Raw genomic sequence first — 23,455 nt, 5'->3', positions numbered from 1 at the left:
AGATTCATCCTTGTTTAGTGTTTTTTCTACTTTTTTTGCAAAAAAACTGCGGGACGATTTTGCCAATGAAGATGCCAAGCCCTGTCCATCAAAATGTCCAGTTACATCGGAATACTCATTGTTTTTTCAATCCCCCTTTTCTTTTACATAAAATGACATAAGATAAAGAATGAATTGAAATCAAAAATACAATCTAAGAGGAGAGTTTTTATGAAAAAAAGGTATTCCATATGCTTTTGGGTTATTTTAACAATACTCCTTGTAACAGGTTGCGGCCAACCTTCAACAAATAAGTCTCCTGATTCGATTAATACGCAGAATCAACATAGAGACCAACAGCCAGAGGCGCTAACCGTTCGTCTTGACTCAAAAACAGTGGCGATTCCCATTTCAAAAATAGATTCAGTAAAAAAGTACCTGGATCAGTTTGACTCAAAGGAAAGAGCAAATGAACTAAAGCGCATAGAAACCACAACATTTACATCTGCGTCGGGAATAATCTATAGCGACATCAGGTATGGTTGCGGAATGAAACTTTGCGATCATACTTTCCTGCAAATAAAGAACAATCACATAAAAAGCCTTCCCCTGCATTCAGGAAGCATTTTTATGGAACACACATTCTCCCCTGATGATAACTATCTAGCACTCTTATTAGGGAGAAACGAGGGTACGGATGTTATGAGGCACAGCGTGATGATGATTGAGTTAGATTCGTTTACGTTAGCTGAACTTAAAAACACTGACGAATTCATCAAGTTAACAAGTTCTGATTTTTCTGTTCCCATTCTTTCGATAAGCTGGGAAAATGAAACTACACTGAAAGCCGTTCTACCAGATACAAAAGATTATACGTTTGATACTTTGAAAAGTTGGAATGCAGGAGAAAACAAGACAAAAGAAATTTCATTAATCATTAACACGGAAGGCAAACATCCTTCGCAGAATATGATTGTCGATTAGAAATTCCGCTCGTCTGGATCGAGTATTCCATCGTGAACATATTTTACACACCAAGTATACCTGCACAAAAAAATCTGACACGCTATGGCGCATCAGATTTGGTTCCAAACATTTTCGTCAGGCTCGACAGATCGATCTTCGTCTGCGAAGCCAGACGGTTTTCTTCTTTAATCGCCAGATAGATTTCCTGGCGATATACGTCTATTTCCCTCGGCGCTTCGATGCCGATTTTCACCACGTCGCCCTCGATCGCAATGATCTTGATTTCAATCTGGTCGCCAATCATCACCGACTCGTTCTTTTTTCTCGACAAGACAAGCATAGTTCACCTACTCACTGGCCGCTTTGGGCCGCTGAAAGAGCGGCTGGCGGATTCCGTAGTTTTCGTCGTTCAAGATCACTTGCTTGGCCAAAGCCTTTTCCTCGTTGATGATGATAGGCGCCTTCAAATTCACGGTGACATCGCCTTCATTGCGGACGGTGATGACGGTGCGGACGGACAGTGGCGTTCCTTCCTCGATTTGCAGTTGTTTTTTCACGGCTTCAGCCAAAGTAAACTCATACTGAGGAAAAAACGGAAACGGGTCTATCATCCAGAAGCCTACCTGATCGTCTTCCAAAGATTTCAAGCTAAAGAACGGCTGTCCCGCTTCTTCCTGCGTCATCTGAAAGCGCGAAAGCTGCGGAAAACCGGGAACTCCATCCGGAAAAGACAGCTCCATGCTCTGTATCGCCTGGGATTGTGTCATGATCTTCTCTCCTGCCTCACATCTTTTGATCTACATACAATCCTACCACATCAAACTCGACACGATTCCATTGTCTCATGTAGCCTTCCACTTTTCCCGGCGTATAATTGTGAACAGGCCGATGAATAACCGGGTCCATTTTCTTGCCGCGCACCTGTACGTTGATCTGGGCCGGCTGGAGGTCGTACCTGATCTCAATACCGTCTCCGATAATCGAGCCTTCCGCAATGATCTCCCTGCTCTGATAAATAATGCTTTCTTCAAAGGAAATATCGACGATCGGGTTTGCCCCTTTGTTCTCGATGGCAGCTAAACGGTCGCCTTCCATACTGATCTGGGCAATCGCCTCCAGCACTTTCTGGCGTCCGTAGTCTGCATTGTTTCTCGTTCGCTGTGCCGAGCTGCGCAGGTCCAGGTTCTCCCGCGCCTCACTGGTATCAATGGATAGCTGTCCTTTCGCCTGCTTGATATCCAAAATGGCAGGCTCCTGACGCAAATTCAGTTCGGCCTGCGGCTGGCGAATTTCCTGAACGGGCTTTGTAATTTTCAGCCCTAGTTGCGCGTAAGTTTGGCGAATCTGGATTTGCGGGAGTCTCATTTTTTGATCGTCTCCCCTATTTTATTAGCGCAGGAAATCGAGCAATGTTGGCTGAATGATTCGCGAGCCTGCCCCCAACGCCGCGCGGTGGACGTTTTCCTGCATCTTCAGGTTGGTAATGACCTGCGCCACATCGGCATCTTCGTTTTGCGACATGAGCGAGGTCACGCTAATTTCTTCATTTTCCAATCTGCCTTTTATCAGTTCGATCCGGTTGGTCCGCGCACCAAGCGTGGCTCGCTCCGCAAGCAGCTTGTCGATTTGTTGGTCAATGTTTCCAAGCTCTGTGTTAACAGGCTTGCCGTCGTTCAAATCAGCTACAATCTTTTTCAAGAGATCAAAGACGTTATTGCCGTCTGTTCCTTTGAAATCGAACACATCGGCTCCGATGACATTAATGGGCAAATGGATTCCTTTGTTTACCTCCAGCAGAATTTCATTTCTGTTTGTAAACGTTAAAGAATCACTGGCCTTGTCATATGGTGGGGTTAGCGTATCCGTTCCTGCAAAAATGTAACGTCCCCCCACCGTCTGGTTGACAATGTTACCTAAATGATCTCGAATTTCTGCGATTTCTTTTCCCATCGCTTGCAAGGAATCTGCCCCAAGCCCACCGTTGCCTGATGCTACGGCCAACTCACGCACGCGCTGCAAAATCGTCCCGGCCTCTTCCAACGACTTGTCAGACAACTCCATCCAAGACTGCGCTTCGTTCACGTTGCGCTGGAACTGCTCATTCTCAATCAAGGAAGAGCGGTAAAACATCGCCCGGCTCGCCGCCACCGGATCATCAGAAGGGCGGGAAAATTTCATTCCGGAAGAGAGCTGTTCCTGGAGCTTGTCCATTCTGCCCATGGAGTTGGACAAGTTTCTCATCATATTATTGTTTAACATGGTCTGGGTTACTCGAACGGCCATGAAAATGCTCCTTTCAGATGTTCACGCGCAGGCTAGACTAGAGGCCCACACGTCCCATCCCGTTAATCACTTTGTCCAAAATCTCATCCATGCTGGTCATGACCCTGGCAGAAGCGTTGTAAGCATGCTGGTATTTCACCATTTCGGACATTTCTTCGTCGATAGAGACGCCCGAAACGGATTGGCGGTTCGTATCGACTTGCCCGACCAGAAGTTCCGAGTTCTTTTCCATGCGAGTCGCTTCCTGGCTGTCTACCCCAAGCTGGGCAATCGTGTAACGATAAAAGTCGTCCAAGGTCGTGGACTCGATTTGTCCGGATGAGCCTGTCAACAGTTGCAACGGCTTGAACTTGATGCTGGCGATTGCGAGCGCATTGCGTCCGTCGCCGTAAAAGGAAGTTCCCGATCCCGTATTTGGGTCTTCTACCTGCGCCGCCGCGATAGAATTCAGGCTGGCCAAAATTTTCGGGTTGACCTGTATATTCGCTGCAGTAAGCGGCAAGGCGTCATTCTTTTTCACGAAAAAGTCCAGCTTCTCCAAATCTGCCGTCGGGTTAGTCTTTCTGTTTTCAATGTCAGTCAAGTTCATTCCCGTGGAATGCAACTTGTTTACTTCTGTCGCGATATTTTCTGCAAGCAGGTTCAGCTTTCGGATCATGTCAGGCACCGGGCCTTGCATGGTTGGCTGGCCATTCGCATCCGTACCAGGGATGCCGCGCGCCTCAAACGTTCCGAGCAAACCGCCCGACTGCGGTATAAACGGTGCTCCGCCCAGCGTAATGTTATTGAAACCGGTCGTGGCATCCTTCTCCACCGCCATCGTCACCGCTGTCCGGCCGTTCACCAGTTCCTGTCCGTCAATCGTTACCTGAATCATGCCGCTGTTCAGATTGGTCACCTTGACATCGGTAAGCTTCGCGAGCTTGTCCAGCAGCACATCGCGCTGGTCGTACAAATCATTTGGCTGATAGCCGTGCGGCACCACATCCCCGATCTGTCTGTTCAGGTTCGCCAGTTGCTGCGCAATGGAGTTGATGTCAATGACCTTGGTCGCCACGACATTGTCCAAATCACGCTGCAATTCGGTCAGTGATGTATTCAGGGCGGCAAACGTCTCTGTCACGGCAATGGCCCGTTGACGAACGACCGCACGAGCGGACAGGCTTTCGGGATTTTGCGACAGGTCTTGCCACGATTTCCACAGCTCATCCATCACTTTTTGCATCCCGGTATCGGAAGGCTCGTTCATAATGCCCTCGACCTTTTGCAAAACGTCTCTTTTCGCTTCCCAATATCCGTAGTGCTTGTTCTCCGTGCGCAGTTGCACATCGAGAAATTCTTCGCGAATCCGCTGCAAGCTGACAACGTTGACACCTGTTCCGAGCAGCCCCGGCTCGATCGTCGCATGCATTCCTACATACGGCAACCCCGTCGTCGCCTGCATATTGACTCTCTGCCGCGTGTACCCTTCCGTATTCGCGTTCGCGATGTTGTGTCCGGTCGTATTCAAGGCGGACTGCTGGGCGAACAGGCCGCGTTTGCTTACTTCGATTCCATGAAAAGTTGAGCGCATCTCAGCACCTCTTTACGCTTTTTTGTTGAAAAATGTTCGGCTCGCCTGGCGGTATGTGTCCGTGCTCGGGTGGCCGTAGATGAAGTCGTCCTCCGGCGTGTCCGTAATCAGGTCGAGCGTCATGTTTACAAAAGAAAGGGATTGCTCCAGCAACTGCTGATTCAGCTCGTTTGCCTCACGCAGTTCGGTGACAATCCGCACAAGCTCGTCGCGATAGGACGCAAGCCGCGTCTTCTCTTCCGCACTGGTCGTCAACTTGATCAATTCAGCCAGTGTGCCTTCCTGGAGCGCCAGGCCTTTCTGGACGGTCAATTCCTGTACCAGACTTTGGCGGGCTGCTTCTGCTGCTGTGACGCCCTTGATTAGCTTTTGTTCCTGGCGGGTAATCGCCACCAGCTCATCCACATTTCCTTTCACCAGCACATCTTTTTTCTGTGTGGCCAAGGTGTACAAGGCTTTGTGCAACTGGATCAAGTTGTCGAGCAGATCGTAGAGTCTATCCATGTTCGCGTTTCTCCTCGTCTTCCCCTAGAGAACTGGTTTATCGCTTTTTCCAAAAAGACAGTAGTTTATCGGCAATCCGCTCGCTTGGGACGCGATACGTGCCTTCCTCGACTTGCTTTTTCAACTGCTCCACTTTTTCGCGGCGCTGTGGCGCGTTCGCGTCTTCGATCTGGCGCTGCATTTCCAGCGCTTCCGTGGAAATGTTGACCTCATCCTTGCCCATCGGGATTTTTCCGCTTTTGCTTACCTGGTTGTTGGCCGTCTTGTTGTAAGCATTAATCATCCCGACACGGTTTGGTTCATTAATCCGCATCTGATTACCATCCTCTCAAACCACCGGACATTTTCGCGGGAACGGGTCCCCTAATAAAAAGAAAAACCGATGATACCTCTTAGTAGTATCATCGGCAATTTCCTGTTTGACGATTAGTTTTTTTGCGCAAAACTATTCGTCACGATTCTGCTTTCTTCGATAGACGGCCGCTTCCGCCTGACGTGCCCGCGCCTCCTGCTCCAAGCGCTGATCCACTTCAAGCTGCTGCGATATCTCATGCTTCAAGCCCTTCATGCAGGCGTCACACATGTTGCCAGTGCGGATTAAAATCCCGCAAATCTCGCATGGGTAACCAAGGTTCGGGTTACCATCTACAGAAATGCGCCCTTCCTTGATAAACCTCGTAATTTGCTTCACGCTCACCCCTGTGGCTTCGCTCACCTGGTGAATATTGGCTCCGCGATTTTCGCGCTTGCGCAAAAACCGGGCGCATTTTTCATATTCCTGCTCCACCTCTTGATAGCATTTGGGGCAAATGTCACGAACTGTTTGTACAAATAAAGCATCACACCGCGAGCAGTTTGCCAGCTTGCCCAGAGACATAAAAACAACCCCTTCAACATCCAGAAAGTTCATTCGGTTCCCGACTGCTGTATGCTTCCATGATATCGTAATTTTTCCAAACTGGCTATCTGTATATTGTCAAGGAATAAATTTCACAAACTGTCCCCAAATGTGCTCGCAATGTTCTTGCGCAGGAGCGGAGAGTCGATCCGGTTGTGTAAATATCGTCGATGAGAAGGATCTTCGGGGGAGTGGCGGGTAGGGGGATGCGGTTATTTGGGAGCGGAGCGGTATTGGGTTGTGTAGCTCTGTCGTGGCTGTTCGGGTTCGGATTGAAATTGGCATAGGCTGCTCTGTCGCCGCTATTCGAGTTCGGGGCGGTATTGGCGTGCGCAGCTCTGTTGCGGTTGTCCAGTTTCGGAACGGGATTGGCTTGCGAATCTCTCTCGCCACTTTTGGCTTCATGAGAAGTATGCGAGATGGAAGAACGCAGGCTGAACCAATTGCCAAACAAGAAATGAATCCCGGCTGCAAGTATGCTGGTCAGATTCCTATGATCGGCGCCCCGGCTATCAGAACGGCCACGGGCAAACCCAGGAAGCACCGCCCCCTCATTCCACGCAAAAGCCTCTCGCATGCTTTCCTGCCGGGATGCGCGTCCCCCCTGCTTGCTCAGCTTCTCCGTCTCTTTTATGCGTGTGAGCAGGGGCCTCACCGGAATCCCGGTTGCACTCCCCAAATAGGCTGCCAGCAAGTCCACCTGGTTGAATCCGCGCTCCTGCAGCCGCCTGGCATGAAGCGGGACAGTGGTGATGCAGGCAAAACGGGACGGAGTGTAAAAGCGAAAGGCCGCGATTGCCAAAAGCGTTCCGTAATAGCCAGCCAGGCGCTCATCTCCGCGGTATTTGAACAGGCTGAGCAGACTTTTGCCGTCTTGCTCGTACCGGAGCAGGCTGCGATTTTCCTTCAGGGGCTCGTCCACTTCCCTGACACAGTCGCGGCAGCGGCCCTCGCTGCTGTACGGCTCCGCTCGCATGTCCCGCCCGCACTGTCGGCAAAACTGCTCCCCGATGAACGGCAACGCTTCAATACAGCTTGCGCAGGCCGGGAGGTCGTGCAGCAAGCGATAGATCGCCGGATAGCTGACGGGACGGGATAGCCAGCTTGCACGCGCGCGGACAACGCCTTCTCTTTTGGGCGTATTTACACGCCCGCCGCAACTGACACATGTACTCCCCCTCATGAGTGCCCCCTTCTTTTTGCAAGCCTGCTCGCCAGTTGATTCATCCGCGTAATTTGCCTGACCGCCAGCTTGGGTGCCAGAGCGCGTTCTGTCTGCAAAAACAACACGGCGCCTGCCGGATCGTCGAACGCTCGGCCCACGCGGCCAGCAATCTGCACCAGAGAAGCTTCGTCAAAGACAGCGGCCTCCGCGCCGACGACAACGACATCGCTCTGTGGAATCGTTACCCCCCGCTCCAAAATCGTCGTCGTCACCATGAGGGTGTAGCGCTTTTGCCGAAAGCCGAGCACCTTTTCCTCGCGCATCAGGTCCGCAGCATGGACACCTGCCATCAGCTCGGCACGAGACGGCAGCCACTTTTGCAAATAGGCGAGCACTACCTCCACGTCATCTATGCGCGGAACGAAGACAAAAACTTGCCGTCCTGCCTCCAGCGAACGCTGCACCGCATCTGTCAATGCAGGCACTGCTCGATTCGCCCGAACGCGCTTGTGCAGTCCGCGGACCGTTAGAACCTCGGGAACGGGCAGGGGAAAGCCGTGATAGCGACCCGGCAAAAGGACGTGGGTGGCAGAAAAAAGCGGGTTGGCCGCCGTGCCATGCCGAGTTGAACGAGCGTTTGAAACGAGTCGTTTTTGCAAATAGCGGGGTGGGGTCGCGCTTAAATAAAGCAGCTTCCCCGCTTGGTGTACAGCTCTGGCCAGCGCCCGGTAGAGGACGGGATTATTGTGGTACGGAAACGCATCGGCCTCGTCGAGTACGACCAGCAAAAAGCGGCGATAATAGCGTAAAACCTGATGGGTCGTCGCGATCGTGATGTCGCTCTCCTCCCATTTTTCAGCGCTGGCGCCGTGGACGGCAATCACCCGCGCGTGGGGGAACACCCGTTGAATGCGAGGAGCCAGTTCCAGCACTACGTCTTTGCGCGGGGTAGCAATCAGCACGCGGCCTCCCGCCGCAAGTCCCTCTGCTACGGAAGGAAACAGCAGCTCGGTTTTGCCTGCTCCGCACACGGCCCAAATCAAAAACTCGGAAAGACCGGGGCGCGGATTCGCTACAAAACGCCGAGCGCGCTCAGCAGCTCTCGCCTGGTCGTCCGAGTAGCTGCCTGTCCACTCCAGCCGCGAAGGCTCCTGGCCTGTGCCCTTGTTGCTCCCGACAGGCAGAGAACCGCCTGCCGCAAGCAAAATATACGGCGTGCAGCACTTGCTCCTGCCCATCCCGAGGCACGTCGTACAGTATGCGCAGCCTTGCCCGCACGTATGGCAGTAGGTCAGCTCAACCTCGCGCCCCGCGCTTCCGCATCGCTCGCACGTCAGTACAAAGCGACTCTGCCGCCAGTTGCTGCACATGTCCATTCGCACTCCGGGAAGCCACCGCGCTCTGCCAGTCAGCACGTACCTGTGCAATACAGCGGCAAGATCATCCACTTCCACTCCGCGTTTCTGCAAAAGCGTCTCGACTTCATCCCAGAAAAGAGCGCGGCCATCCAGCAGTTCTCTCAAGGCAATGTCGTTTCTGTCTGCTGGCTTAGCGGGATAGGGTATAGCTTGCAGCCCATTATCCCGAGACAGGAATGGCTGCCTTGCCTCATGAGCCTGAGATGGAGATCGAGAACTTCTCCTGCTGCAATGGACAGACGTATCCGCGAGCCGATGTTGCAAAAACGGAGAGGCAGTTCTTCCAGAAACATCCACCCTCTCGCTCACACAATGAGCAGACTCGCGACTGAAAAGCTGTTCATCCCGCTCGCCCGCTTGCCTCACTTCCACGCTGCACGCTATCGCCTCCCACGCAAACCACGCTTCATGCTGCACGGATTGGCGCGGGTGTGGCTGATGCTCCCGGCTCCTGTGCCCTGCCTGCCTTCTCTCCACTTCCCGCCCGTATAGCGCGCTCGCCTCCCTGACCTTCGCCACAGCCAGCCCCCGCAGCTCCGCGACCAGCGCATCTGTCAGCTTGCTCCGCTCTCCCGCGCGCTTGCGCAACCGTTCGTTTATTTTTTCGCGCAAGGAAAAGGCCAGGGCAAGCGACGACGTCTTGCCGATCACATGCAGCACACAGCCCTCCCTCTCCTGCCAAAAAGCCCGATCGACAGAAAAGCTCGGCGTCACATACGTTTGGACTGGCGCCACTGCTTCTGTGCCGCATTTGATATACAGCAAGTACTCGCGCATTTGCCTCCCCCATTTCCGCTTGTGTTTTCTGCCACCATTGTGCAAAAAGACAAGGCAGGCCGGCAAATTTTTTTGCAGCGAACACAAAAAGGCCGCCGATTTGCTCGACAGCCCTGTACGTTTATTCAATTGCCCGCAAAAATCAGGCTCCTTCCCGCTTCTCCCGCAAGTCAATCACGATCGCTCCCGTCGCCAGCTCAGGCTGGCCGTCTGCCGCGCCAAAGCCGCAGCCGTACGGCTCTCGCGCCAAAATCGCCAGCATCCGGGGCGTATCGTCCGTAGACCCTTCTTCTATCAAGGTAATCCGGACAGGCTTGCCACTCCAGTAGGAGCGAAACAAAAGCTTTCTTACGGCACGCTCCAGCACCTGCTCCGAATTGTGTACCAACAAACGGTAGTGCTCTTGCGGGAGTTCGGTCATGCTGTTCATCCGACTGGTCCATCGCTCAGCTACCATCACCAGCAGTGAGGAGCAGCCAAAAGCCGCCAATAGCCATACAACCAGTTCTTCCATCACGGTCATACCCCCTCCTATACAAAGGTATGCCGAATGGCTTGAACAGGGTGCCAACCGGACGCGCAGCCTCGCCTTACAGCTTCACCCAGCCGTTTTTGATCGAAATGACAACCGCCTGTGTGCGGTCCTGGACATTCAGCTTTTGCAAAATGCTGCTGACGTGGTTTTTCACTGTCTTTTCGCTGATGAACAAAAATTCTCCGATAGCCCGGTTGCTTTTTCCTTCCGCCATCAACTGCAGCACTTCCCGCTCGCGGCGGGTCAGCGATTCGATCACTTTTGGATCGATCGTTTGCGATTCATCAACAGAGAAGCTGCGCTCGGCCGTACCCTCATTTTCGCTCAGGCGACGGAATTCCTCGATCAGCTTGCCCGTCACCTTCGGGTGTATGTAAGCGCCGCCGCTGGCTACCACGCGTACGGCATCCACCAGATCGCTGGTGCCCATCTCTTTCAGCAGGTAGCCGGACGCGCCGGAACGCAGCGTGCGATATACATAGCCCTCGTCGTCGTGGATCGAGAGCATGATAACTCGCGTGGAGGGACTCACGGAAATGACATTTTCCGCAGCAGAGACGCCATTGATGTTCGGCATGTTGATATCCATCAGCAGAACGTCTGGTTTGTGCTCCTCCGCAAGCAGAGCAGCCTCTCCGCCGTCCGCCCCTTCGCCGACGACCTTGAAGTCCTCTTCCATTTCCAAAATACGCTTAACGCCCTCGCGGAACAATTGGTGGTCGTCCACAATCACGATGCGGAGCTCTTGCTGTCTTTTATCCATGTTTCATCCCCCTGTGTACATAATCTGTATCGGTTCATATTTTTAACGGTATTTGGAAAATTACCTTTGTTCCTTCGCCAGGAGTTGATTGCAGATCCACACTGCCTTCCAGCAGTTGCACGCGCTCACGCATTCCCAAAAGCCCAAAGGAGTTGCCGTTTGCCATGCGCTTTTCCAGATCGAATCCGACTCCATCGTCTTTGACGACGAGACTTAGCGACTCCTGCAGAAACTCCAGCTTCACTTGTACCGAAGAAGCTCCAGCGTGCTTTTCCACGTTGTTCAAGCATTCTTGAACGAGGCGGAAAATCGCAGCTTTGACAGAGCTGCGCAGCGGTGGCTCCACACCAAATACTACCAGATCAATGGAAGCACGGATACGTTCTTCGCACGTCTGGATATATTTTTGCAGAGTGGGCACCAGTCCGAGGTCATCAAGAGCCATTGGGCGAAGGTCAAAAATAATCCGTCTTACGTCAGCCAGACTCAGGCGAACCATTTCCTTCAGCTCGTGAAGCTCCATTTGCGCTTCCAGAATGCGCTCGTTTTTCAGCATCCGCTCCACGATTTCAGAGCGCAGCACGACGTTTGCCATCGATTGGGCCGGTCCGTCGTGAATCTCGCGTGCGACACGCTTGCGCTCCTCTTCCTGGGCCTGGATGATCTTCAGCCCCATCAATTGAGTCTGTTTGGCCGATTCCAGCGCTTCTCCGATCTTGCTCAGGTCGCCAGTCAAGTAGCCGAGCACGACACTCATCTGGGAAACGAGCTTCTCGGCGCGGTCGATCGTTTCCTCCAGCGTTCGCAACTGTCGCTCCAGGTCGTTGCGACGGCGCTTCAGGTTGTTTTCCCGCTCGCGGTAGATGGACAGCTCCACCTGTATCCGGCTCGCTTCCTCGTAGGCGATGCGAATGTCGTCTTCCGTGTACATGTGGAAGTTGCGGCTTACCTGAACGAGCCTGTTGCGCGACTTTCGATAGGCCAGCTCCAGCGCATCGACCTTTTGGATGACCTTCGAGATCTCCTGCCGAAGCTCGTGCAAGTCAAACTTCAACGAGTTGCCTTGCTGTCTGGCACTTTCGGCTATATCAAAAATTTGGGTTTTACTCGTTTCCACAGTTTCAATGGTTCTCTTAATCACCCCATCCAGCACGCTGATGTCGATCACTTTGTTCATGATTGCTCTCCTTCGAACTCTTTTTTCGCTTTCGTGAACAACTGATGGAGTTTGACCTCATCTACATCTCGCAGGCCCACATCATTTCGTGGAATGGCGAACGGATCTACTCCCCTTTTGACAAAACCGGGTGTAGAAGTAAAGACATATCCGTAGCCTGCCTGTCGCGCTGTCTCCAGTACGATGGGATTCGTGTAGCCAAAAGGCAATGAAATCGTTTTTATCTCCCGGCCCATCCATTTGTTCAAGCCTGCACGAGACATACTGAAATCAACGTAGAGCCGATCCCTGTATTCTTTCTCATTTTCCAGTCGTTGTAAATCCTGCAAATAGACGGGAGCCGTCTCTGGCCCCATCTCTCCCCATTCATTCCGCGCTTCCTCTTCGTGCAGGCTGTACGTATGCGAACCGATATCAGCCAGCCCAGAGTGAAGCATTTCCATGACTTGTTGACGCGTAAGTGGCGTCGTCATGTTCTCCCGTTTTCGATCGGCTACATCTCGCAAGCGCCCTGCGATCACGAAGTTCACTGACGGGTAGCCGTATGTACGTAAGGTGGGAAAAGCCTTCGTGTAATAACTCTCATAGCCGTCGTCAAAGGTAATCAGGACAGCATTTTCGGTCGGCAAGCTCCCTGTATCCACAAAATGCAAAAACTCATCCAACGAGATCGGCTGCAAGTCGTTTTCGTGCAAAAACGACATATGTTTTGCAAATTGCTCAGGCGAAATGACGTAGCGCTGGCCTGATGCATCCGTGACTTGGTGATACGTCAGGACGACTACCTGATTGTTATACCACTTTTTCGGCTTTACCGTTGCTTTTTCGTTCTGCGTGACGTTTGGCTCAGCAATTTCCGCCTCGCTTATGCTTATAGACGTATCTACTTGGGGAAAAGGTTGCACTTTTTGGGCATTCTTTTTTGATTGGTAAAATTCACCAATCCCCAATGCAGACATAACCAGCAATAAAGAAATAACAAATACGGTCAGGAAGAGCCTTTTGTTCGGCAAAGAAACCCCTCCTCTACTTCCTCACTAGGAGATTCGACACAGTCCTACATTTTCCCTTCGCTTAAAGCCCACCAATAACTGGAAAATTTTCCCCGTAATAAAAAAAGAGCCCAGTAGCTTTACCAGGCTCTTTCTTTGTCGTTCTTATTTTGCCAGTTGCGCAGCTTCTTGCTTCAGAACTTCTGCTTTGTCTGTTTGCTCCCAAGGAACATTCAGGTCATTGCGTCCAAAGTGGCCATAAGCCGCTGTTTGTTTGTAGATAGGGCGACGCAGGTCGAGCTGCTTGATGATGCCAGCCGGACGCAGGTCGAAGTGTTTGCGCACCAGTTTCACCAGATCTTCTTCGGAAACGGTTCCTGTACCAAAAGTATCAACAGCGATGGATACAGGCTGCGCTACACCGATTGCGTAAGCCACTTGCACTTCGCATTTGTCAGCCAGGCCAGCAGCCACAATGTTTTTCGCTACGTAACGAGCAGCGTAAGCGCCGGAGCGGTCTACTTTTGTCGGATCTTTACCGGAGAACGCGCCGCCGCCGTGACGAGCGTAGCCACCGTAAGTGTCTACGATGATTTTGCGGCCAGTCAGACCAGCGTCCCCTTGAGGTCCGCCGATTACGAAGCGGCCAGTCGGGTTGATGAAGTATTTGGTGTCAGCGTCCAGCAGCTCAGCCGGAACAACTGGTTTGATAACTTGTTCGATGAGGTCTTGCTTGATTTGCTCCAAGGTAGTCTCAGGAGCGTGTTGAGTCGAAATCACGATGGTGTCGATGCGAACTGGCTTGTCCCCATCGTACTCAACCGTTACTTGCGTTTTGCCGTCAGGACGCAGGTAGGCGAGTGTGCCGTTTTTGCGAACTTCAGTCAAGCGGCGAGCCAGCTTGTGAGACATGCTGATCGGCAGCGGCATCAGCTCAGGTGTTTCGTTGCAAGCAAAGCCGAACATCAGACCTTGGTCACCTGCACCGATCGCTTCGATCTCAGCGTCGGTCATTTTGCCTTCGCGCGCTTCCAAAGCCTGGTCTACGCCGAGAGCGATGTCAGCGGATTGCTCGCCGATCGCAGTGATTACGCCGCAAGTGTCAGCGTCAAAGCCGAACTTCGCACGATCATAACCGATCTCACGGATCGTTTCGCGCACCAGCTTTTGGATGTCCACATACGTGTTGGTGGTGATTTCACCGGCTACGAGAACCAGCCCGGTAGTTACGGAAGTTTCGCAAGCTACGCGAGCGTTTGGATCCTTGGCCAAAATGGCGTCCAGGATGGAGTCGGAAATTTGGTCACAAATTTTATCCGGATGTCCTTCGGTTACAGACTCAGATGTGAACAGACGACGACCTTTTTGCAAAGCCATGAGAAAATACCTCCTTTGACCTCATACAAATAGTTTGGTAGCCGAGTCAGGATTTTATCGACGTAAACGCAAATAAAAAACCTTTTCCATCTTTTGGAGGAAAAGGTTTGAGCGCTTTTAGCTTCCTTCATCCTCTTATCGGCCAGAACAGATTTCCGTCCTGCTGGTTAGCACCGCTCCAGACGGTTGCCGGGCTTCATAGGGCCAGTCCCTCCGCCTGCTCTGGATAAGAGTATCCATTACGGATTATAGAATAATTGTTTTTTGAGGTGGTGTCAATAGACTTTTGCCAGAGCACCTCTTTGGCCGAAATCGCCCTGTACAAAACGCTGTTGGAATCGCCTGCGGGAAGCGTCTGAGGTGATCGAAGCCGCGTTTTCACAAGGACGATATAGCCATGCCATGCGTCTGTCGAACGCAAAGCGGAAAATTTTTTCTTACACTTGATACGATTTGGCGATTAATACAACAACCTCGGCCCGCGTAGCGCTGCCCTGTGGCTTGAAGAGCGAACCGTATCCGTTTAGCCAGTTTCTTGCCGTCAAAGCGCCGATCGCCGGTGCTGCCCAATGGCTGGCCGGAACATCGCGATAGCTCGGTGCGCTGCTGCTGTTCAGAGCCACGCCCTTCGCCCTGGCGATCATCGCGGCCATTTCCGCCCGCGAAACAGCTTGGTCAGGCTTGATCTGACTGTTTGGATACCCCTTCAAGACTCCGAGCTGATAAGCCACTCCAAGGGTGTTGTACGCCCAGTGCTTTTTTGGCAAATCAGAAAACACTTCCCGTCCGGAATACGCGCTGGCTACCTTCGAGCCGGTCGCGCGCATCGCCTGCAGCAGCATTGTGGCAAACTGCGCACGAGTTACTGCCTCGTTAGGCTTGAACGTCGCATCGCCGAAGCCTTGGACAATTCCTTTGGAGCTCAGCCTGGCGATCTCTGTGCGCGCCCAATGGTCGGAAATATCCCGATACCCCGAGACGAGGGGCTGCTGCGTGACTGTCAATTTGTATGCATCGTACTTGAACGGAATGCCGCTGTTCAGGCGCACGTAATACTTGCCTTTTGGCAACCGCAGGCTGAAAATCTCGCTGCCCCGATCGGACAACTCAGCCACTTCGTTTGTCGAAGCGAGCGCGTAGTTCATGTTTTTCTCGCTGTAAAGAGCGATGCGAAAACCGCTGGATACCGGAATAAACGGGGCTCGAATCGTGACGTACGAGTCTGTATTGAGCGTAAATTGAAACCAGTCTGCATCCGAAGCCGTCGGAATCGTTCCGGTCATGACCCCTCCAGCGGCTAGCGGCGACGCCCTGCTGTACGTATCATTCGGCTCGTTCAAATCTTTTTTCAGCGGGGTGAACCCGAGATCCAGGCGATATTCGCCGTTCACCGCATTTTGCTGATACTCGCTGACCCGAATGTAGTATTTTCCCGGGGAGACTTCCTTGCTCGCACGCTCCGACGGATTATCGCGGTCGACGTTGTCGTAGAGCGGGTCCCAAACCGTATTTTTTCCGGTTTCCTGCTTTCCTATGGCAAGCACCAGGTCCACCCGCTTGTTGTCGGGAGTCACCGTCACATCCATATGCCCGTATTCGCGGACGTAGTAGGAGAACCAGTCCTGGTCGCCCTCCTGGTGGAAGTTGCCCGTGACGCTGATCTGGTTGCCTACCAGCGGCCTTGCCGTCGCCATCGTATCGTTTGGCTCATTGCGGTCCGGGTTGATCGTGAACTTGCTCGTCAGCACGTAGGCAAACGAGTTGACGCCGCCGTTTCGCATCAGCTTGATGTTCATCCTGCCCGCTTTTGCCGGGACGGTAACGGTATCCCCGTTTCCAAAATACTGCGTAATCGGCGTTCGGTTTTCTGGGTAAAAGGTTGCCGCCATGGCGGAGGATACCCCGGAGTTAATCGTCGCCGTAAAGCTGACTTTTCCGTCATACGGCACATCCATTTTAAACCAGTCTACCGTGTCGTTTGGCCCCAGGTTGCCGCGTATTTGCTGTTCGATAGGGAATGCTTTGGCTCGCTGCAAAGAGTTGTTCGGCTCCAAAAAGTCGCCGGAGAGCGCGCTGCGCACTGCCTTGTTCACGTCCAGCAATCCGTAGCCTGTTTGCCGGTCCCAGCCGCTCTCGCCGAGGTCTGTAGCCGTCTGGTAAAGCATTTGCCTCACATCCAGCGCCGTCAGCTTTGGATAGCGGGCCAAAATCAGGGCCGCCGCTCCCGCTACTTGAGGCGCTGCCGCTGACGTACCGGAAAACGATCCGTACTTTCCGCCCAGCTTCGTCGTATATACGTTAAGCCCCGGCGCCACAATGTTTAACTCAGGCCCCGTGTTCGATTGATAAATCGCCTGGTTTTTCCCATTCACGGCCCCAACCGCAACGACTGTCGGGTAGGCAGCCGGATAGGCGACGCGGCTTGCTTCGTTTCCGCTGGCAGCGACGAGGACGGCTCCGCTTCTCTCCGCACGGTCAATGGCCTCTTTCAAGGAGCGGGAATAGGACAGGCTGCTGAACGACATCAGGATAACTTTGGCTCCCCTGTCGAGCGCTGTATTGATCCCCTTCGCAATCATGTCCACATTCGTCACTGCATCTTTGTTCAAAATTTTGATCGGCAAAATCCGGGCGTTCCAGACTACCCCTGATACCCCGATCCCGTTGTTGCCTTTTGCAGCGAGAACCCCGATGACTTCTGTCCCGTGCCCGTTGTCATCCTGCGCCGATTTCCCCGGGTTGACCAGATTGACACCCGGCAGCAGATTCCCCTTCAAGTCAGGGTGATTGTAGTCCGCTCCGGAATCGAGCACGGCAATCGTAATCGCCTGGTTGCTGTTGACTACAGGCCACGCCTTGTCGGCCTTGATCTGGCTGATGTGCAACTGATTGCTCAGATAGCTGTCATTGGAAGCAGGCGCGGCAGCGAGTGCAGGCCGCACGCCCAGCGGTACAAGCGTGAGCAGCATCGCAACTGACACGGCTATTTGAATCGATTTTTTCATAAACACAGTCCTTCCTTACTTTCCCCTGCAACTAGCGCAGCAAGAAAACCTCTATCGCCGCCCGCTCAAACAAAGGGGCATGCGCTGTCGTGGAAGGTTTTCTTAACGTATCGAAATGAATAAATGTTCGCGCTTATCCATTTCAGTACGTTCAAAAAGGTATTCAAGTATTATGCTTCTCGTCCTAGCATAGCGGATAAAAAGGGCGAAAAGCAACCCTGTTTCCCCAAGATTTGGAACGTTATGGCAGGAGAAAAACCCTTTTCACCATTGGCAAAAAGGGTTCATCCATTACTGCAGCAGGCCTTTGTTGTCTTCGGTAGCAGGCTCTACATATGCTTTTTCTTTTTTGCGTTGACGCGCCTGCGGAATGTAGGCACTCAGTTCGTCCGGGTTTACTTCTGCTTTTTTAATCGAAGAAGACGGGATATCAAACGCCCAGATGCGCTGACTGTTTGCTTCCACCTTCATGTTTTCGAGCGTGTAGCTGACGCGGGCAACCGCATCGCCTTCCTTGTCGTGAACGATGATCGGCACCTCGGTAAACTCCAGGCGCTTCTCCAGTCCGTTGCGGAATACGACGACAACCTTCAGGCCGTTATCATCGGTAGGCTTGATATCGAGGACCTGCAAATCTACCTTTCCTTTTTCCACCGGAGCTTCCTCCGCCGCTTTTTGCGTATAGTGGCTTTGTTCGTCCGCACTCAGGCCCATATTCAGCTCCTGGGTCTCCTCGATGCGGCGTTTTTCCGGCTTTTTATAGGTCAGAGTCAGCGGCACTTCCTTCTCAGGAATGCGGTCGAACTCTTCCCAGCGGAACATAAATTCCATCGGACGGCTGGCCATGTGGCCCACAGGACCGTTTGCCATCAAGTCAAACGTCTTTCTCGCCACCTCTTCGCCGTCAGCAGTCACGAGGGTCAGCGGCAGCTTTTGCAACAGCACGTTGCGGTTTGTCGCGTTGCGAATGTACGTCAGCACCAGGTAGCCTTCATCTGTCACCTGTGTGTAGAACGGAATAATGCCGACCTCGTCGCGAACGACCGGAGGCAGCTCATCGTGGACGTACTGCAGCAGCTCCTGCTCCGCCTCCTCCAGTTGATTGTCCCAAGGACCGTTCATCGTCAGAAACAGCTCTTTGGCCTCAACCCGGTTCGCCGATTGCTGCGGGTTGTCGATCCCCGACACCCCCAGGTAAAACTCTTTATGCAAATGCTCATGAATATCTTCACGTACTTGCTCCAGGCTTTCCTTGGAGCCAAACCAGTTCTCCAATAACCAACTCATATGTCAACCTCCTCCTGATTTCTGCGATCGAGAGCTCTTGCGCCTATTCTACGTCAAGAACCCATCTGCGCAGATTGGCATCCGGTTTTTTCACGAACTCCGGCGGGAACACGATCAGCCACGGACGGCTGTTCCCCGGCTTCACGCGAATCTTGCTGGCATCCACAACGCCTCGCGCCACGACATCGCCGTCCGTATCGGAAATCGTGATTTTCAGCTTGTCAGGACGATAATCCGTAGACAGGCCGTTGCGGAACAGCAATGCGGCAACCAGTTGCCCTTCTTTCGTTTTCCCGATATCAAACCCGGTAATTTGCACCGAGTTGACCGGAATCGGCGGCAAAGAGTACGCGAGCGACTCCAGACGGTCTTTTTGACGCTGTGTCATGCGTCTTTCCATTTCCGGGTCCAGCTCCAGCGTACTTGGCCAGATGTGCGATCTTTTTCCTGCTTTCATCACGACTTTCCAGCGGCTGAACATGAAGTTGTCGTGCAGGTAGCTCTCTTCCGGGAACAGCACTTCCCACGGACGGCTTGTATGCGGAGGAATAGCGCCCATATCAGACAGGTCGACTCTCATCCGCGCGAACGGCTTGTCGTCCAAGTAAATAGCCAGACCGATGTTTTTGAAGCGCACAGGCTTATCTGTCGCATTGCGGAAAAACATCGTCACGGTCATGCCGTTCGGCTGGGGAATCATGCTGAAGCCCGTTACGCTAATCAAGCCTCGTGCCATCTCAGGCAGTTCTGCTTGCAAGAATCGCAGCGTATATTTTTTCTCCGCATCCAGCTCCTGCTCCCACATCGGATGCAGGGACAGCTCTGTGCGCACTCTGTCAGGCTTGCCGGAAGTGCTCGCTGCGGGCTGGTTTTCCACTTCTACTTCCGTATCTTTCAACTCCGCAATGTCAATCGCAGACTCTTCCTGAATCTCTTTTTTCAAATCCTCCAGGGCCTTGTCACCCTGCTGTTTTCCAAACAAATTTTTCACAAAAGAAAACATGTGTTACCTCCTCACACGTCCGGGCCCGAACGAAGTTTCTCTCTCCTCATGATATACATTTCCCCATCGCCCATGCAAACCAGACTCTCTACGCTTGCTGCGGAACACTCACTTTCCAGCGCGACAGGTCCGGCTGCTCCACCAAAATACTTTCCGGAGGGTAAATAAACAGCCACGGCTTGCTCGTATTGGCATTCACGGTCAAACTGCCAAGCTCAAACATTCCTTCTGCCACCTTTGCCCCTGTCGCATCGTAGAGAGCGAGCGGCAGCTTTTCAAAGGAGAGCGACTGCGTAGAGCCGTTGCGGATCAACAGCATGACGTGAAGGGCTCCTTCCGGGGAGCGACGAATTTGCACACTCTGGATATTCACTTCTCCCTCTTTTAAGGCAGGGAGATTTTTCGCCAGTTCGATCAAGGAGTTTTTCTGCGCATCCGACAGCGCCTTGATCCACGACTCTTCCAGCTCCAACTGTTGCGGCAGCACCATTTTTTTCTGCGCCATCTCGAATGCGACCTTCCAGTTAGCCAAAAGCACGTTTACCTCCAGGAAGTGCTCGCGTGAAAATACAAACGACCACGGTCTGGCTGATCGCGGCGGAATTTCCCCTATCTCGCTCAAGTCAAACGCTTGGCGGGTAAACAACTGCTGATCCCCGAACAATACCACCAGCGTCATTTCCTTCAGGCGGATTGGACGGTCCGAGCTGTTGCGGATAAACGCCGTCACTTCGATTCCATCATCATGCGGAACAAGCGCTGTTCCTGCGAGGGAGATATTCCCTTCCGGCAGCGGTTCCAGCTCCTGAGCCATAAAGGAAAGCGCGTATTTCTCCTGCGTACTCAGCTTCGCTTCCCACGATTCATGCAAGGACAGCGTTGTTACGACGCCGGCAGATGCCTCTTTTTGCTTTTGTGCTTCCTGATGAGACTGTTCGGTATCAGAAGCGGACAAAATGGATTCCTCCTGAACCTGCTCTCGCACCTCTTTGGTGGTAGGTGTCTTCCCCATTAAATTCTTCAAGAAGGATAACATAGCACCGCTCCCAACTTTTCTCTACATCTATATAGAGTTTGCGTTCGTCATTCACTATAGCATAGTGACATCCTTTTGCAACATAGAAAACTTGGCATTCTCCCGCCTGTTACGGCCTTTTGATCGAGAATGCACGGTGTGGCAGCCAGCCGGCTGACCTGTCTGCGTCAGAGACGGGTAATATTTGTAAGGATACCTGTAGGCATTAGGGATGTCAAGGAATGGAAGGGTGCCTCTTCTCCCCGATTAAACTTCCATTTGGTGAGAAAGTTTACATTATAATTCGTTGTTGATAAAATAGAAGTGTCTAAACAAATAACTTGGGGAATATCTTTTGAGCCAACTGACCGTTTCAGTTGGTTCTTTTTTTGTAAAAGTGTTGGAAAATACTTACAATTCCGCTGACAACAGATTAAAAAATTCATAATTGGGCAAACTGTGGAGTAACAACTATACACAAATGCTCTGACGTCGTGTTCCGCCCTTTTTTTATCGGCAAGACGTCCAAGGCGTATCTCGTGTTCATCAGCGGCCTCTGCACCGCCCAGGACGTCGACCAGCAGGTGCTGATGCCGCTCATGCACGTGACAGAAAGCGATTTTCCCGATCTCGGAAGGATGGCCGAGCAAGTGCCTATATGGAGGGACTTGTCGACTACACTCTTGTCGAAGAAGTGACCGCCCGGCTAAAACGGATCAAGATCGACGGAGTTTTGGAGAGCGGATATATAGAAGAAATGATTGAGGACAACCCCGCCTCGCCCTTTCCGCAATTAAAAGATACCGAACGGCCAGACACAGCCTGTTCGGCCTTGCTGGAGGGCAGAGTTGTCATTTTGATCGACGGGACACCGTTTGTCCTCATTGCGCCGATCACCTTTTTCGCCCTGTTTCAAGCGGCGGAGGATTATTACCAGCGCTTCGTCATCGGTTCGGCGATTCGCTGGCTGCGCTACCTGTTTCTCGGGATTTCGCTCCAATCTGAACATGAGCAGTCCCGAGCTGGTCAAACTCGTGGATCGAGGCGTTTATCCGCCGTCCCGGTTTGGTCACGGTTCCAGGCGGCATACCGGAAGATGAGGTGAGACAAAAGTGAGATGGGGCGTCACAATAGGCGTTACGGTGCTTGTGATTTTGATTGTCCTCTTTGAACTGCCTGCCCTGAGACAGAAACCGCTGAGAGACAAAATCGCTTTTTTCTCGCTCTTGTTGTGCGGATGGGCGCTGGCTCAATTCGATTTGCCCAATATGGCAGGACCGATTACATGGCTGAATACACTGTTCAAGCCTTTGGAAAAATGGATGGAAAAATAATCGACGGGTACTACGTTTAGCCAGAGGTGAACATTCATGCTTGAAAAAGGAAAAATATCTGCGTTTCGACATGACTTCGCTCCCCTACTACGGCTTCTTGATGCAAGTCGTGCTGCCGCTCCTGCTGCTGCTGATTGCGGCCACGCGAAAAAAAGGAGCGAGTGCGAATGAAGCTGCCTAGCTTTTGAGCAACGCTAAAAAAGCTGGCTCAAAACTGGGGCAGACCTAATAAAATAGAACTATTCAGACAATTAGTAACAAGTTTATCCACAGAGTGTGGATAACTTCTTCCTGCTTTATGTGTGTAACTGGAGGCATTTTTGATATTTCACAATGTACTCGTCCAATTGTTGCGACATATCGATCACAGTCGGATGCAGAAAACTACCTTTTTCCAAGACCAACTCAGACAACTCTTTACGCATGGTCTCGATACGCTGCAGAAGATCTGTTGTATGATCCATGGTAATTCCTCCAGAAACAATTAGATCATAAGTAATAGGATTATTATACCGCCCGAACATTCGTATATATAAGAAAAAAAGAATGAACTTATATGTGAATGATTTTCTCGACGCTGCTGCCGACAACTCCCAGCAAATTTGTCAGGTCGCGGATTTCATACGTCGGCGTGATCCCCAGATGGTTGTCCTTGCCGTGCGGATTGTACCAGCATGTATCAATCCCGTAGTTGTGTCCTCCTTGAATATCGGACGTTAACGAATCGCCTACCATCAGGACTTTTTTCTTATCCGTTAGCGCCAGCCGGGAAAACGCATAATCGAAAATTCTTTGGTCGGGCTTCTGGAACCCGGCCTCCTGGGAAATGATGATCTGTTCGAATGCGTCTTGCAGCGGAGACAATCGGATTCGCGACGTCTGCACCTCGGCAAACCCGTTTGTGATGATCGCCAGCCTACAGTCGGCGAGACGGCTGCATACGTCTACCGCTCCTGGCAGCAGATGCACTTCCTGCCCCAGATTCGCAAGGTAAAGCCGGTTAAACGCTTCCGCATCCCCGGAAAGCTCATGAGCCGCAAACAGCCGCTTGAATCGCTCCACCCCAAGCTCCGCGAGCGTAATGCCGCCCTGCTCCAGCTCGCGCCACAAGCCTTTGTTAATCTCGCGGTAGGCCGCTTCGTAATCGGTCATGCCTTCTGGCCACCCAAACTCGCGAAAAGCTTTGTCCAACGCATTTTTTTCCGATAAGTCAAAATCCATCAGCGTATCGTCCACATCAAAGAAAATCACGTCGTATTTCACTGCTCTCTCCACCCGTTTCCGTCTCCAGCGAGCCCGTTTATTTTTTCCTCAAACAATCTGTACTCGTATTATAACAGATTCACATAACGGTCAGCCCATCGACTGGAAAGACCGGAAGAAACAAGAAAGAGCCTGCCCTCC

General features: G+C 52.2%; 25 protein-coding genes, 1 pseudogene and 1 riboswitch. Of the genes and pseudogenes, 5 read left to right on the top strand and 21 right to left on the bottom strand.

The features are described 5' to 3' along the window. The first annotated feature begins 210 nt into the window (after positions 1-210). The gene (locus tag M655_RS03090; protein ID WP_051353914.1) at positions 211-963 is read left to right on the top strand and encodes a hypothetical protein; all 753 of its coding nucleotides are present in this window, start codon (positions 211-213) and stop codon (positions 961-963) included. A gap of 82 nt (positions 964-1,045) precedes the next feature. Here the strand turns inward: M655_RS03090 and csrA are convergent, their stop codons facing one another. From csrA to M655_RS02995, 19 genes are all read right to left on the bottom strand, one after another. After that, the gene (csrA, locus tag M655_RS03085; protein WP_026557536.1) at positions 1,046-1,285 is read right to left on the bottom strand and encodes a carbon storage regulator CsrA; all 240 of its coding nucleotides are present in this window, start codon (positions 1,283-1,285) and stop codon (positions 1,046-1,048) included. Between the two features lie 7 nt (positions 1,286-1,292). Next, positions 1,293-1,712 (bottom strand): flagellar assembly protein FliW, encoded by a 420-nt coding sequence (fliW, locus tag M655_RS03080; RefSeq protein ID WP_026557537.1) that lies wholly within the window; start codon positions 1,710-1,712, stop codon positions 1,293-1,295. Between the two features lie 16 nt (positions 1,713-1,728). Continuing rightward, positions 1,729-2,310, bottom strand: coding sequence for a DUF6470 family protein (locus M655_RS03075; protein ID WP_005829801.1), 582 nt, complete (start codon positions 2,308-2,310; stop codon positions 1,729-1,731). Positions 2,311-2,334: 24 nt separating this feature from the next. Beyond that, positions 2,335-3,228 (bottom strand): flagellar hook-associated protein FlgL, encoded by an 894-nt coding sequence (flgL, locus tag M655_RS03070; RefSeq protein ID WP_026557538.1) that lies wholly within the window; start codon positions 3,226-3,228, stop codon positions 2,335-2,337. A 37-nt stretch (positions 3,229-3,265) separates the two neighbouring features. Further along, on the bottom strand, positions 3,266-4,801 hold the full coding sequence (gene flgK / locus M655_RS03065; protein WP_026557539.1) for a flagellar hook-associated protein FlgK: 1,536 nt from the start codon (positions 4,799-4,801) through the stop codon (positions 3,266-3,268). Between the two features lie 12 nt (positions 4,802-4,813). Next, on the bottom strand, positions 4,814-5,305 hold the full coding sequence (locus M655_RS03060; protein ID WP_026557540.1) for a flagellar protein FlgN: 492 nt from the start codon (positions 5,303-5,305) through the stop codon (positions 4,814-4,816). A gap of 37 nt (positions 5,306-5,342) precedes the next feature. Next, entirely contained in the window at positions 5,343-5,618 is a 276-nt protein-coding gene (gene flgM / locus M655_RS03055; RefSeq protein ID WP_005829793.1) for a flagellar biosynthesis anti-sigma factor FlgM, read from the bottom strand. Positions 5,619-5,750: 132 nt separating this feature from the next. Further along, a complete protein-coding gene (locus M655_RS03050; RefSeq protein ID WP_025844210.1) occupies positions 5,751-6,182 on the bottom strand; it encodes a TIGR03826 family flagellar region protein in 432 nt (143 codons plus the stop codon). 85 nt (positions 6,183-6,267) lie between these two features. Then, complete coding sequence (locus tag M655_RS03045; RefSeq protein WP_286085959.1) at positions 6,268-7,386, bottom strand: ComF family protein; 1,119 nt, start codon at positions 7,384-7,386, stop codon at positions 6,268-6,270. Continuing rightward, positions 7,383-9,563 carry a helicase-related protein gene (locus M655_RS03040; RefSeq protein ID WP_026557542.1) on the bottom strand — a complete coding sequence of 727 codons (2,181 nt, stop codon included), beginning with the start codon at positions 9,561-9,563 and terminating at the stop codon, positions 7,383-7,385. Before M655_RS03040 ends, M655_RS03045 begins: the two co-directional genes overlap by 4 nt. Before the next feature lie 142 nt (positions 9,564-9,705). Continuing rightward, positions 9,706-10,086 carry a hypothetical protein gene (locus M655_RS03035; protein ID WP_035422892.1) on the bottom strand — a complete coding sequence of 127 codons (381 nt, stop codon included), beginning with the start codon at positions 10,084-10,086 and terminating at the stop codon, positions 9,706-9,708. A gap of 67 nt (positions 10,087-10,153) precedes the next feature. Further along, on the bottom strand, positions 10,154-10,861 hold the full coding sequence (locus M655_RS03030; protein ID WP_005829784.1) for a response regulator: 708 nt from the start codon (positions 10,859-10,861) through the stop codon (positions 10,154-10,156). A gap of 34 nt (positions 10,862-10,895) precedes the next feature. Further along, entirely contained in the window at positions 10,896-12,038 is a 1,143-nt protein-coding gene (locus M655_RS03025) for a sensor histidine kinase (RefSeq protein WP_007784919.1), read from the bottom strand. Further along, positions 12,035-13,051 (bottom strand): polysaccharide deacetylase family protein, encoded by a 1,017-nt coding sequence (locus tag M655_RS03020; RefSeq protein ID WP_025844202.1) that lies wholly within the window; start codon positions 13,049-13,051, stop codon positions 12,035-12,037. The genes M655_RS03025 and M655_RS03020 overlap by 4 nt, the downstream gene beginning before the upstream one ends. 144 nt (positions 13,052-13,195) lie before the next feature. Then, a complete protein-coding gene (gene metK / locus M655_RS03015) occupies positions 13,196-14,407 on the bottom strand; it encodes a methionine adenosyltransferase (RefSeq protein ID WP_007784923.1) in 1,212 nt (403 codons plus the stop codon). A gap of 132 nt (positions 14,408-14,539) precedes the next feature. Beyond that, a riboswitch (SAM riboswitch) is annotated at positions 14,540-14,640 on the bottom strand. 204 nt (positions 14,641-14,844) lie between these two features. After that, on the bottom strand, positions 14,845-17,412 hold the full coding sequence (locus M655_RS03010; RefSeq protein WP_005829775.1) for a S8 family peptidase: 2,568 nt from the start codon (positions 17,410-17,412) through the stop codon (positions 14,845-14,847). A 291-nt stretch (positions 17,413-17,703) separates the two neighbouring features. Then, complete coding sequence (locus tag M655_RS03005) at positions 17,704-18,699, bottom strand: SLAP domain-containing protein (RefSeq protein ID WP_007784926.1); 996 nt, start codon at positions 18,697-18,699, stop codon at positions 17,704-17,706. 43 nt (positions 18,700-18,742) lie between these two features. Continuing rightward, positions 18,743-19,702 carry an SLAP domain-containing protein gene (locus M655_RS03000; RefSeq protein ID WP_005829772.1) on the bottom strand — a complete coding sequence of 320 codons (960 nt, stop codon included), beginning with the start codon at positions 19,700-19,702 and terminating at the stop codon, positions 18,743-18,745. An 88-nt stretch (positions 19,703-19,790) separates the two neighbouring features. Beyond that, the gene (locus tag M655_RS02995; RefSeq protein ID WP_007784928.1) at positions 19,791-20,738 is read right to left on the bottom strand and encodes an accessory Sec system S-layer assembly protein; all 948 of its coding nucleotides are present in this window, start codon (positions 20,736-20,738) and stop codon (positions 19,791-19,793) included. A 473-nt stretch (positions 20,739-21,211) separates the two neighbouring features. Here M655_RS02995 and M655_RS02990 point away from each other — a divergent pair, with 473 nt between their 5' ends. The 4 genes and pseudogenes from M655_RS02990 to M655_RS02975 all read left to right on the top strand — a co-directional run bounded on the left by M655_RS02990 (position 21,212) and on the right by M655_RS02975 (position 22,232). Continuing rightward, positions 21,212-21,415, top strand: a complete 204-nt coding sequence (locus M655_RS02990; protein ID WP_286085957.1) for a hypothetical protein — start codon at positions 21,212-21,214, stop codon at positions 21,413-21,415. Further along, positions 21,370-21,714: pseudogene (locus tag M655_RS02985) on the top strand (spore germination protein); the annotation flags it as partial. The gene M655_RS02990 and the pseudogene M655_RS02985, both read left to right, overlap by 46 nt. A gap of 115 nt (positions 21,715-21,829) precedes the next feature. Further along, complete coding sequence (locus tag M655_RS02980) at positions 21,830-22,051, top strand: hypothetical protein (protein ID WP_007784930.1); 222 nt, start codon at positions 21,830-21,832, stop codon at positions 22,049-22,051. Positions 22,052-22,091: 40 nt separating this feature from the next. Beyond that, positions 22,092-22,232, top strand: a complete 141-nt coding sequence (locus tag M655_RS02975) for a hypothetical protein (protein ID WP_157179546.1) — start codon at positions 22,092-22,094, stop codon at positions 22,230-22,232. Positions 22,233-22,347: 115 nt separating this feature from the next. Here the strand turns inward: M655_RS02975 and M655_RS02970 are convergent, their stop codons facing one another. Next, positions 22,348-22,515 carry an aspartyl-phosphate phosphatase Spo0E family protein gene (locus M655_RS02970; RefSeq protein WP_005836716.1) on the bottom strand — a complete coding sequence of 56 codons (168 nt, stop codon included), beginning with the start codon at positions 22,513-22,515 and terminating at the stop codon, positions 22,348-22,350. 88 nt (positions 22,516-22,603) lie between these two features. Then, positions 22,604-23,314, bottom strand: a complete 711-nt coding sequence (locus M655_RS02965; protein WP_007784935.1) for a YjjG family noncanonical pyrimidine nucleotidase — start codon at positions 23,312-23,314, stop codon at positions 22,604-22,606. Positions 23,315-23,455 lie beyond the last annotated feature (141 nt).

This window comes from Brevibacillus sp. NSP2.1 (assembly GCF_000470975.2).
GTDB classification, from domain to species: Bacteria; Bacillota; Bacilli; order Brevibacillales; family Brevibacillaceae; genus Brevibacillus; species Brevibacillus agri.
The sequence above is the reverse complement of the archived record's forward strand: the minus strand, read 5'-3'. Positions and strand labels throughout refer to the sequence as shown.

What these genes read in the sequence shown, in the direction of transcription:
- M655_RS03010 (WP_005829775.1), bottom strand. Translation starts at nt 17,412, where the DNA reads ATGAAAAAATCGATTCAAATAGCCGTGTCAGTTGCGATGCTGCTCACG.
- M655_RS03090 (WP_051353914.1), top strand. Translation starts at nt 211, where the DNA reads ATGAAAAAAAGGTATTCCATATGCTTTTGGGTTATTTTAACAATACTC.
- M655_RS03040 (WP_026557542.1), bottom strand. Translation starts at nt 9,563, where the DNA reads ATGCGCGAGTACTTGCTGTATATCAAATGCGGCACAGAAGCAGTGGCG.
- M655_RS03060 (WP_026557540.1), bottom strand. Translation starts at nt 5,305, where the DNA reads ATGGATAGACTCTACGATCTGCTCGACAACTTGATCCAGTTGCACAAA.
- M655_RS03025 (WP_007784919.1), bottom strand. Translation starts at nt 12,038, where the DNA reads ATGAACAAAGTGATCGACATCAGCGTGCTGGATGGGGTGATTAAGAGA.
- flgL (WP_026557538.1), bottom strand. Translation starts at nt 3,228, where the DNA reads ATGGCCGTTCGAGTAACCCAGACCATGTTAAACAATAATATGATGAGA.
- fliW (WP_026557537.1), bottom strand. Translation starts at nt 1,712, where the DNA reads ATGACACAATCCCAGGCGATACAGAGCATGGAGCTGTCTTTTCCGGAT.
- flgM (WP_005829793.1), bottom strand. Translation starts at nt 5,618, where the DNA reads ATGCGGATTAATGAACCAAACCGTGTCGGGATGATTAATGCTTACAAC.
- M655_RS03000 (WP_005829772.1), bottom strand. Translation starts at nt 19,702, where the DNA reads ATGTTTTCTTTTGTGAAAAATTTGTTTGGAAAACAGCAGGGTGACAAG.
- csrA (WP_026557536.1), bottom strand. Translation starts at nt 1,285, where the DNA reads ATGCTTGTCTTGTCGAGAAAAAAGAACGAGTCGGTGATGATTGGCGAC.
- M655_RS03005 (WP_007784926.1), bottom strand. Translation starts at nt 18,699, where the DNA reads ATGAGTTGGTTATTGGAGAACTGGTTTGGCTCCAAGGAAAGCCTGGAG.
- M655_RS02970 (WP_005836716.1), bottom strand. Translation starts at nt 22,515, where the DNA reads ATGGATCATACAACAGATCTTCTGCAGCGTATCGAGACCATGCGTAAA.
- flgK (WP_026557539.1), bottom strand. Translation starts at nt 4,801, where the DNA reads ATGCGCTCAACTTTTCATGGAATCGAAGTAAGCAAACGCGGCCTGTTC.
- M655_RS02995 (WP_007784928.1), bottom strand. Translation starts at nt 20,738, where the DNA reads ATGTTATCCTTCTTGAAGAATTTAATGGGGAAGACACCTACCACCAAA.
- M655_RS03050 (WP_025844210.1), bottom strand. Translation starts at nt 6,182, where the DNA reads ATGTCTCTGGGCAAGCTGGCAAACTGCTCGCGGTGTGATGCTTTATTT.
- M655_RS03030 (WP_005829784.1), bottom strand. Translation starts at nt 10,861, where the DNA reads ATGGATAAAAGACAGCAAGAGCTCCGCATCGTGATTGTGGACGACCAC.
- M655_RS03075 (WP_005829801.1), bottom strand. Translation starts at nt 2,310, where the DNA reads ATGAGACTCCCGCAAATCCAGATTCGCCAAACTTACGCGCAACTAGGG.
- metK (WP_007784923.1), bottom strand. Translation starts at nt 14,407, where the DNA reads ATGGCTTTGCAAAAAGGTCGTCGTCTGTTCACATCTGAGTCTGTAACC.
- M655_RS03035 (WP_035422892.1), bottom strand. Translation starts at nt 10,086, where the DNA reads ATGACCGTGATGGAAGAACTGGTTGTATGGCTATTGGCGGCTTTTGGC.
- M655_RS03045 (WP_286085959.1), bottom strand. Translation starts at nt 7,386, where the DNA reads ATGAGGGGGAGTACATGTGTCAGTTGCGGCGGGCGTGTAAATACGCCC.